General features: G+C 67.9%; 8 protein-coding genes. 6 read left to right on the forward strand and 2 right to left on the reverse strand.

All coding sequences use genetic code 11. The features are described 5' to 3' along the window. The first annotated feature begins 290 nt into the window (after positions 1-290). The 5 genes from AC3WL7_RS21135 (at position 291) to AC3WL7_RS21155 (ending at position 6,176) form a co-directional block, all read left to right on the forward strand. Entirely contained in the window at positions 291-1,466 is a 1,176-nt protein-coding gene (locus AC3WL7_RS21135; RefSeq protein WP_079222989.1) for a phosphoglycerate kinase, read from the forward strand. Continuing rightward, positions 1,463-2,131, forward strand: a complete 669-nt coding sequence (locus AC3WL7_RS21140; RefSeq protein WP_492752987.1) for an HAD hydrolase-like protein — start codon at positions 1,463-1,465, stop codon at positions 2,129-2,131. The genes AC3WL7_RS21135 and AC3WL7_RS21140 overlap by 4 nt, the downstream gene beginning before the upstream one ends. A 214-nt stretch (positions 2,132-2,345) precedes the next feature. Next, complete coding sequence (gene pyk, locus AC3WL7_RS21145; RefSeq protein ID WP_492752989.1) at positions 2,346-3,812, forward strand: pyruvate kinase; 1,467 nt, start codon at positions 2,346-2,348, stop codon at positions 3,810-3,812. Positions 3,813-3,997: 185 nt separating this feature from the next. Further along, the gene (locus tag AC3WL7_RS21150; RefSeq protein WP_492752991.1) at positions 3,998-5,002 is read left to right on the forward strand and encodes a class I fructose-bisphosphate aldolase; all 1,005 of its coding nucleotides are present in this window, start codon (positions 3,998-4,000) and stop codon (positions 5,000-5,002) included. A 136-nt stretch (positions 5,003-5,138) separates the two neighbouring features. Continuing rightward, on the forward strand, positions 5,139-6,176 hold the full coding sequence (locus AC3WL7_RS21155; RefSeq protein WP_492752992.1) for an ABC transporter substrate-binding protein: 1,038 nt from the start codon (positions 5,139-5,141) through the stop codon (positions 6,174-6,176). 48 nt (positions 6,177-6,224) lie between these two features. On the opposite strand, the gene AC3WL7_RS21160 is transcribed toward AC3WL7_RS21155, so the two are convergent. Both AC3WL7_RS21160 and cysK read right to left on the reverse strand, forming a co-directional pair. Continuing rightward, on the reverse strand, positions 6,225-6,821 hold the full coding sequence (locus tag AC3WL7_RS21160) for an O-acetyl-ADP-ribose deacetylase (RefSeq protein ID WP_079222982.1): 597 nt from the start codon (positions 6,819-6,821) through the stop codon (positions 6,225-6,227). Between the two features lie 231 nt (positions 6,822-7,052). Continuing rightward, positions 7,053-8,012, reverse strand: coding sequence for a cysteine synthase A (cysK, locus tag AC3WL7_RS21165; RefSeq protein WP_295520769.1), 960 nt, complete (start codon positions 8,010-8,012; stop codon positions 7,053-7,055). A gap of 207 nt (positions 8,013-8,219) precedes the next feature. Between cysK and AC3WL7_RS21170 the strand changes: the two genes are divergently transcribed. Then, positions 8,220-9,203, forward strand: coding sequence for a LysR family transcriptional regulator (locus tag AC3WL7_RS21170; protein ID WP_079222980.1), 984 nt, complete (start codon positions 8,220-8,222; stop codon positions 9,201-9,203). Positions 9,204-9,385: the final 182 nt, after the last annotated feature.

Below are 9,385 nucleotides of genomic sequence, written 5' to 3' on the forward strand. Positions count from 1 at the left end.
CTCGGGCGGGTTGGGCAGGACGCCCAACCCCGGTCTTGCCGTGTGCGCAGGACAGCGCACACGAGCAAGCGGCGACCAAGCCCCCATGGATGGGTTTACGGCGTCCCCTGCCATCCCACACCACCCCGGCCCACCCCAAGCACCACGAAGCGCCAGCGCTTTGGCTGTTGCCGTCCGCTGTTGCTCTACGCCTCTGCCTGCCGCAGGCATCGGCCCTCCCACCTCCCGCAGCCGATACAATGCCCGTCTGCCGTACACCGGCATCCCGTCCCCGAGCCAAAGAGTTGCCCATGTCCATCGTCCGCATGACCGACCTCGACCTCTCCGGCAAGCGCGTGCTGATCCGCCAGGATCTGAACGTGCCGATCGAGAATGGCCGCATCACTTCCGAACAGCGCATCACCGCTTCGCTGCCGACGCTCAAGCGCGCGCTGGAGCAGGGTGCCGCCGTGATGGTCACCTCGCACCTGGGCCGCCCGAAGGAAGGCGTGTGGACCGAAGCCGACTCGCTGGCACCGGTCGCGGCGCGCCTGTCGGAACTGCTGGGCCGCGAGGTTCCGCTGGTGCGTGACTGGGTCGACGGCGTCGACGTGCAGCCGGGCCAGCTGGTGCTGCTGGAAAACTGCCGCATGAACGTCGGCGAGGGCAAGGATGACGAGGCCCTGTCCAAGCAGTACGCCGCGCTCTGCGACGTGTTCGTGATGGATGCCTTCGGTACCGCGCACCGCGCCCAGGCCTCCACCCACGGCGTCATCCGCTTCGCCCCGGTGGCCGCCGGTGGCCCGCTGCTGATGGCCGAGCTGGACGCCCTGGCCAAGGCGCTGGATGCCCCGGCCAAGCCGCTGCTGGCCATCGTCGCCGGCAGCAAGGTCAGCACCAAGCTGGAACTGCTGGCCAACCTGGTCGGCAAGGTCGACCAGCTGATCGTCGGTGGTGGCATCGCCAATACCTTCATCGCCGCCGCAGGCTACAAGGTGGGCAAGTCGCTGTACGAACCGGACCTGCTGGACACCGCGAAGAAGATCGTGGCCGACGCGCAGGCGCGCGGTGCGGCCATTCCGCTGCCGGTGGACGTGGTCACCGCCAAGCAGTTCCTGCCCGATGCCGCCGCCGAAGTGAAGGCCGTGGACGCCGTGGCCGACGATGACCTGATCCTCGACATCGGCCCGCAGACCGCCGCGCAGTACGCGCAGCTGATCGAGAAGGCCGGCACCGTGGTCTGGAACGGCCCGGTGGGCGTGTTCGAATTCGAAGCCTTCAGCAAGGGCACCGAAGCACTGGCGCGTGCCATCGCCAGCTCCAGGGCGTTCTCCATCGCCGGCGGTGGCGACACCCTGGCGGCCGTCGACAAGTTCGATATCGCCGGTGATGTCAGCTACATCTCCACCGGTGGTGGTGCGTTCCTGGAATTCCTGGAAGGCAAGACCCTGCCGGCCGTGGCTGCGCTGGCCGCCCGCGGCGCATGAGCGTCGCGCTGCAGGCCGGCGGAGAAGCGCGTGCAACGCTCTTCTTCGACATGGATGGCACCCTGATCGATTCGGAAGTGGGCATCACCACCTGCATCGCCTATGCGCTGCAGAAGATGGGCCACCCGGTGCCGCCGCAGGAAACCCTGCAGGGCTGGATCGGGCCGTCGCTTCGCACCACCTTCACCCCGCTGTTCGGCGACGAGGTGCGGGTGGAGGAGGCGGTGGCCTACTACCGCGAGCGGTTCGACGTGGAGGGCTGGCGTGAGCACACCCTCTACCCGGACATCGAGGCGACCGTTCGCGCGCTGCATGGCCGTGGCCACCGCCTGGCGGTGGTCACCGCCAAGAACGAACCGCACGCGCGCCGCATCGTCGAGCACCTGCCATTCGGCGGCCTGTTCGATGATGTGATCGGTTCAACCCCGGATGGCTCGCGCAGCAGCAAGGCGCAGCTGGTGGGCGAGGCGCTGCAGCGCCTGCAGCTGCAGCCGGCGCAGTGCTGGATGATCGGCGACCGCCGCATGGACATCGAAGGCGCGCGCCACCACGGCCTGCGCAACGTGGGCGTGCTGTGGGGCTTCGGTGGCGAAGCCGAGCTGATCGAGGCCGGTGCCGACCACCTGGCACGCGAGCCGGCGCAGCTGCTGGCCCTGCTGGCCTGACCTTTGGCGCTCCTGGTCGCCGGGCATGGCCCGGCGCTACCGGGGCAGGTCGACAGGCAGCGCCGGGCCATGCCCGGCGGGCGCCGGCCCGCGTATGTCCGGACCATGTCCGTTCGATGTCCCGCAGAGTCAGGCGCCCCAAGGCTGTAACCGCATACATGGGGCGTGAAGGATGTGCTAATTTCCCACCTTTAACGGGAGAGGCCCATTCACCATGTTCGAGCGTCAGCGTCGCACCAAGATCCTAGCCACCCTCGGTCCGGCGACCGACCCGCCGGGCGTGCTGGAGGATCTGTTCCGCGCCGGCGTGAACGTGGTGCGCCTCAACTTCAGCCACGGTGACCCGTCCGGCCAGGCCAAGCGTGCCGCCGACGTCCGTGCCGCCGCAGCCCGCGTGGGCGTGGAAGTGGGCATCCTGGCCGACCTGCCGGGCCCGAAGATCCGCATCGAGCGCTTTGCCGAAGGCAAGGTGTACCTGAAGGCCGGTGACCGCTTCGACCTGATCGCCAGCGACAACGCCGGCCCGGGCGATGCCAGCCAGGTGGGCGTGAGCTACCTCGGCCTGCCGCAGGACGTGGGCCCGGGCGACGTCCTGCTGCTCGACGATGGCCTGATGCAGCTGCAGGTGGTTGAAGTGCAGGGCGACCGCATCATCAACACCGTGCTCAACGATGGCGCGCTGTCCGACCGCAAGGGCCTGAACAAGCAGGGCGGTGGCCTGTCGCTGGGCGCGCTGACCGAGCGCGACAAGGAACTGATCGGCATCGTCGCCAAGATCGGCGTCGACTTCATCGCCGTGTCCTTCTGCCGCAACGCGCAGGACATGAACGATGCCCGCCAGATCGCCGAATCGCACGGCTGCTACGCCGCGCTGGTGTCCAAGATCGAGCGCACCGAAGCCATCGAGAACCTGGAAGAAATCGTCGAAGCCAGTGACGTGGTGATGGTGGCCCGTGGCGACCTCGGCGTGGAAATCGGCGATGCCGAACTGCCGGGCCTGCAGAAGAAGATCATCAAGGCCTCGCTGGCGCAGAACAAGGTGGTGATCACCGCCACGCAGATGCTGCAGTCGATGGTGGAAAGCCCGATTCCGACCCGCGCCGAAGTGCTGGACGTGGCCAACTCGGTCATCGATGGCACCGATGCAGTGATGCTGTCGGCCGAAACCGCCGCCGGTGCCTACCCGGTGAAGGCGGTCGAAGCGATGGCGCGCATCTGCCTGGGCGCCGAGCGCCAGTTCCAGACCGAAACCGACTTCAACGCCTCGCCGCGCAACCTGGAGCGTGCCGACCAGGCCATCGCCATGGCCACCATGTTCCTGTCGCAGCACGTGGGCGTGCGTGCCATCGTGGCGATGACCGAATCCGGTGGTACCGCCCGTTACCTGTCGCGCTTCCGCGCCAAGGCACCGGTGTTCGCGGTCACCCGCCATGACGGCGCCCGCCGCCAGATGGCACTGATGCGCGATGTGTACCCGATCAACTTCGACAGCCGCGGCCTGACCCCGCGCGAAGCGGCACGCGGCAGCATCCGCCTGCTGGTGGAATCGGACCTGCTGCAGGCCGGTGACCGCGTCGTGTTCACCAGCGGCGAGCACATGGAAACCCTGGGCGCCACCAACACCCTGCGCCTGCTGGAAGTGGGCCAGGACGGCCGCGCCAGTGGCCTGGGCGATCTGTAAGCCCTGACGGTATCGGGTCGGCGCTGCCGATCCGGGGTCGGATCCCCGCAGGGGCTCCGACCCCATGCCGCAGGACACCGTTTGTCCTGCGCAGACATGGAAGCGTTTCCATCCTGTCCTCCACGGCGAGGCAACGGGCAGCGGGGCTATACTTACGTTTTTCCCGCACCCGCCACAGGAAATACATGAGCATCGAACAGCTGGCTGAAACCGCCCAGGCCATGGTCGCCCCGGGCAAGGGCATCATCGCGATCGACGAATCCACCGCTACCATCGCCAAGCGTTTCGCAGGCGTCGGTATCGAGAACACCGAGGAGAACCGTCGTGCCTACCGCGAGCTGCTGCTGACCACGCCGAAGCTCAACGAGCACATTTCCGGCGCCATCCTGTACGACGAAACCATCCGCCAGTCGACCAGGGACGGCGTGCCGTTCGCCAAGTACATGGCCGACCACGGCATGATTCCGGGCATCAAGGTGGACAAGGGTGCACACCCGCTGGCCGGCTGCCCGGGCGAGCTGGTCACCGAAGGCCTCGACGGCCTGCGCGAGCGCCTGCAGGAGTACTACAAGCTGGGTGCGCGCTTCGCCAAGTGGCGTGCGGTCATCAACATCGGCGAGAACACCCCGTCGGGCACCTGCATCGAGTCCAACGCCCACGCGCTGGCCCGTTATGCCGCCCTGTGCCAGGAATGCGGCCTGGTGCCGATGGTCGAGCCGGAAGTGATCATGGACGGCGACCACGACATCGAGACCTGCTACGAAGTCACCGAAGCCACCCTGCGTTCGCTGTTCGACGCGCTGTACCAGCAGAACGTGCTGCTGGAAGGCACCATCCTGAAGGCCTCGATGGTCATCTCCGGCAAGGGCTGCGATGAGCAGGCCGACGTCGAGGAAGTGGCCGAGTCGACCGTGATGTGTCTGAAGAGCACCGTGCCGGCGATCCTGCCGGGCGTGGTGTTCCTGTCCGGTGGCCAGACCGACGAGCAGTCGACCGAACACCTGAACGCGATGAACCAGTTGGGCAACCTGCCGTGGCCGCTGAGCTTCTCCTACGGCCGCGCCATGCAGCAGGCCGCGCTGAAGCTGTGGGCCAAGGACATGAAGGGCAACTACGCCGCTGCCCAGAAGACCGTGTACGAGCGTGCCAAGGACAACGGCCTGGCCGCGCTGGGCAAGTGGAACGGCTGAGCGGTCCCATTCCCTGCATGAAGTGACACCGCAGCGCCGGCATCATGCCGGCGTCTGCTTTTGCGGGTATCGTTGCTGCTCCCTTGCGCAGGGCCTGTGCGCCAGGGATGTCCGCGAAAGGCCAGGGAGAGGTTCAATGCGTACCACCGTAATCGCGCTGGCCATCGCCACGGTGCTGTCCGTGGCAGGCTGCAACCGCTTCGGCGCGCCCGAGCCGTCGGGCCGGGTGCCGGTCCTGCAGTTCGACAAGCCCGTGTCCGGCGAGATCACCTCGCGCAGTGGCACGAACTTCAACGATGGCAGCCATCACCAGCTGTACCAGATCACCCTGCAGGACAAGCAGCGCGTCGGCATTACGCTGACCGGTGCGCTGAGCGGCGCGATGACCGTCTTCCACGATGGCAAGGTGGTGGCCCGCAGCCGCGCCACCGATGAGGGCAGCAGCGTCGCGGTCGCCTTCCGGGCCGACGGCGGCGGCAGTTACCAGGTAGCCGTGAATGCCTCCGGGCCGGACACCTACGGTCCGTTCCGGCTGCGCGCTGAGCAGCTCAAGCCCTACGACGGCAAGCCGATCATCAACACCGGGCATATCGCCGACCTGCTTCTGGAAACGTCGCAGACGTACACCCTGCAGGTGGATGCCGCCGGCCTCTACACCATCGATCTGCGCTCGGACGTGTTCGACACGCTGCTGGCGCTGGAGGGCGAGGGCCAGGATGCCGAGAACGACGATGGCGGCGAAGGCAGCGATTCGCGCATCAGCCTGCTGCTGCAGCCGGGCCGCTACACACTCAACGTCAGTGCCCTGGTTGACGAGGACAGCGGTGCGTTCACGCTGGACGTCCAGCGCAGCAAGGTGCCTGCCACGATCGTCGACCAGGACGGCACCCCGCTTCCAGCGTCGGGCAGCGTATTCACCGTGCTGGATGCCGACGGACGCCGGCGCTTCCTGCTGAGCCTGGACGCACCGGCGCGGGTGCAGGTGGATGCGCTGTCCAGCCAGGTCGATACCGTGCTGCGCGTGGTAGGCGGTGACATCGACATCGAAGACGATGATGGCGGCAGTGGCACCGACGCGCGCCTGCAGGAAACCCTGCCGGCCGGCCACTACACGGTGGATGTATCCAGCATCGGCGGCGATTCCGGCCTGGTGGAGCTGCGCATCCAGCGGTAGATCCACGCCACGCGTGGATCGCCTTTCATCGTCCTGCCTGCCCGTGCCTCAATGCGCGGCAGCGTACCCGGCATCACCCACCGGCGGCAGCGGCAGGATGCGTTCGGCCTCCACCGCCTGGCCCGCCGCGGCCAGTGCCTGCTGGTAGGCCTTGGCCGTGGCCGTGTTGAACGCCACCAGCACGATACGCATCGGCTGCGCGTGGCTGCGCTGCCATGCCAGCGTTTCGGTCACTGCCACCTGCGCGGCCTGGTACAGCGGGTAGCCATAGACGCCGCAGCTGATGGCCGGGAACGCAATCGAGTGCACGCCCAGCGATTCGGCCAGCTGCAGTGATTTCCAGTAACAGTTGGCCAGCAACGCCGGTTCATCGCGCTGGCCGTCATGCCAGACCGGGCCGACGGTGTGCAGCACATGCCGTGCGGGCAGTGCATAGGCGTCGGTGGCACGCACTTCGCCGGTCGGGCAGCGCACGCCCGGGCGCAGTTCCGGCAGGCGCTCGCATTCGGCCAGCAGCTCCGGCCCGGCCGCACGGTGGATCGCACCGTCCACACCGCCCCCGCCGAGCAGGGTTTCGTTGGCCGCGTTGACGATCGCATCCACCGCCAGGGTCGTGATGTCGCCCTGCCACACTTCGATCTTCATGCGTCCGTCTCCTGCCTGTTGTTGTTGCGCGCCGTGCCCGCGCTGGCTGCACCCACCGTAGTGGAGAGGGCATCCATGCTGCGTCATGACCGTCTCACGCGCTGCGATTACGGCCTTCACGCACGATGGGGGCAATAACCTTCACGCAGGCTGAAGCAGAAAGGGGTCAGCCAGAAACGAAAACGCCGGGCAGGGCCCGGCGTTACCGTGGATCAATGGCCTGCGGGCGGCTTACGGCAGGCCGGCCAGCCAGTCGTCGTCGGAGCCTTCGTTCACCTCGGCAAACAGCGGCGTGGAGAAATAGCGTTCACCGGTGTCCGGCAGCATCGCCAGGATCACCGAGCCCGGCTCGGCGCGGGCAGCCACGTCCAGTGCGCTGGCCACCGTGGCACCGGCGGAGATGCCGACGAAGATGCCTTCTTCGGCTGCCAGGCGGCGCGCGGTGGCGATGGCGCGGTCGTCCTCGACCGTCAGCAGTTCATCCACCACGTCGCGATTGAGCACGTCCGGCACGAAGTCCGGAGTCCAGCCCTGGATCTTGTGCGGCTTCCAGTCGTCGCCCTTCAGCAGCGCAGCGCCGGCCGGTTCGGTGGCCACGATGCGGGTCTGCGGGCGGGCGACCTTCAGTACTTCGCCCACGCCGGTGAGGGTGCCGCCGGTGCCCCAGCCGCTGACGAAGTAGTCCAGGCGCTTGCCGGCGAAGTCGCGCAGGATCTCCGCCGCCGTGGTGTTGCGGTGGTAGGCCGGGTTGGCCGGGTTGGCGAACTGGCTGGCCAGGAACCAGCCGTGCTGCTCGGCCAGTTCGGCGGCCTTGCGCACCATGCCGCTGCCGCGCTCGGCGGCCGGGGTCAGGATCACCTTGGCGCCATAGGCACGCATCAGCTTGCGCCGCTCCACCGAGAAGGTCTCGACCATGGTGGCCACGAACTTGTAGCCGCGCGCGGCGGCGACCATGGCCAGGGCCACGCCGGTGTTGCCCGAGGTGGCTTCCACGATGGTGTCGCCCGGCTTGAGCAGCCCGCGTGCCTCGGCGTCGAGGATGATGGCCAGCGCCAGGCGGTCCTTCACCGAGCCGCCCGGGTTGAACGATTCGACCTTGGCGTACAGGGTCACGCCCTGCGGAGCCAGGCGCTGCAGTTTGACGATGGGGGTGTTGCCGACGGTATCGAGGATGGAGTCGTACAGGGCCATGGAAGCGCTCCGGAAGCAGGCCGCGCCGTGGGCCGGCGGGCGGAAGGGGGGAGGCTGGCCGTTCAGGCCAGCGGCTGCCGGCTGACCGTAGCGCCGGCATATGACGCCCGGAAATGACCAGATACCTTTCTTAAACAACCTTTGGTTATAAGCTGGTGAGGGTAATAGACCCTAGAGTGGACCTCCGCCCCCTGCGCCCCGCCTGCCATGACGCTTACCCAGCTGCGCTACCTGGTCGCCATCGCCGACGCCGAGATGAACATCACGCTCGCGGCCACGCGTGTGCACGCCACCCAGCCCGGCCTGTCTAAGCAGCTCAAGCAGCTGGAGGACGAGCTGGGCTTCCTGTTGTTCGTGCGCAAGGGGCGCAGCCTGGAATCGGTCACCCCGGCCGGTACCGAAGTGATCTCCCGCGCCCGCGCGGTGCTGGCCGAGGCCAACAACATCCGCACCTACGCCGCCAACCAGCGGCGCGAGAGCCAGGGCCAGCTGATCCTGACCACCACCCACACCCAGGCGCGCTTCGTGCTGCCGCCGGCGGTGGCGGCGATCAAGCAGGCCTATCCGCAGGTCAGCGTGCACCTGCAGCAGGCCGGTGAAGCCGACGCGCTTGACCGCTTGAACCAGGGCGATGCCGACATCGCGATCATCAGCACGGCCGGCGGCGAACCGACCGACGGCATCGCGGTGCCGCTGTTCCGCTGGCGGCGGCTGGTGGTGGTGCCCAAGGGCCACCCGCTGGACCGCGCCGGTCGCGCCCCGGACCTGGCCGCGCTGGCCCGCCAGCCGCTGATCAGCTATGAATCCTCCACCCGTCCCAGTTCCTCGCTGCAGCGCGCCTTCGCGGCCAATGGCCTGGTACCGGACCTGGCGTTGACCGCGCTGGATGCCGACCTGATCAAGACCTATGTCCGCACCGGCCTGGGCGTGGGGCTGCTGGCCGAGATGGCGGTCAGTTCCAACGATGAAGACCTGCGCTCGTGGCCGGCCCCGGAGCCGATCACCGAGTGCATTGCGTGGGCGGTGCTGCCGCGCGACCGGGTACTGCGTGATTACGCACTGGAGCTGGTGCACGTGCTGGCGCCGCAGATTGATCCGCGTGACCTGCGGCGGGTGCTGGATGGCAACCAGGCGGCCGCGTGGCCGGTGCCGCCGACATGGGAGTCGCTGACCCAGACCATCACGGTCTGAGGGGTGGGGTTTCGGCAGGGCTTGCAGCCCTGCACCTGCCGAAGCAACGGCAACGTCAACTTCAAAAGCGGGCGATTCGTGGGTTGGCGGGGCGGTGTGGGTGGGCAGGACACGCCGTAAACCCATCCATGGGGGCTCGATGGCGCCATCCATGGCGCCAACGGTCCTGCCCACCCACACCG

The sequence above is a fragment of the Stenotrophomonas sp. FW305-3-2-15-E-LB1 genome, assembly GCF_058787375.1.

What these genes read in the sequence shown, in the direction of transcription:
- AC3WL7_RS21135 (WP_079222989.1), top strand. Translation starts at nt 291, where the DNA reads ATGTCCATCGTCCGCATGACCGACCTCGACCTCTCCGGCAAGCGCGTG.
- AC3WL7_RS21140 (WP_492752987.1), top strand. Translation starts at nt 1,463, where the DNA reads ATGAGCGTCGCGCTGCAGGCCGGCGGAGAAGCGCGTGCAACGCTCTTC.
- pyk (WP_492752989.1), top strand. Translation starts at nt 2,346, where the DNA reads ATGTTCGAGCGTCAGCGTCGCACCAAGATCCTAGCCACCCTCGGTCCG.
- AC3WL7_RS21150 (WP_492752991.1), top strand. Translation starts at nt 3,998, where the DNA reads ATGAGCATCGAACAGCTGGCTGAAACCGCCCAGGCCATGGTCGCCCCG.
- AC3WL7_RS21155 (WP_492752992.1), top strand. Translation starts at nt 5,139, where the DNA reads ATGCGTACCACCGTAATCGCGCTGGCCATCGCCACGGTGCTGTCCGTG.
- AC3WL7_RS21160 (WP_079222982.1), bottom strand. Translation starts at nt 6,821, where the DNA reads ATGAAGATCGAAGTGTGGCAGGGCGACATCACGACCCTGGCGGTGGAT.
- cysK (WP_295520769.1), bottom strand. Translation starts at nt 8,012, where the DNA reads ATGGCCCTGTACGACTCCATCCTCGATACCGTCGGCAACACCCCCATC.
- AC3WL7_RS21170 (WP_079222980.1), top strand. Translation starts at nt 8,220, where the DNA reads ATGACGCTTACCCAGCTGCGCTACCTGGTCGCCATCGCCGACGCCGAG.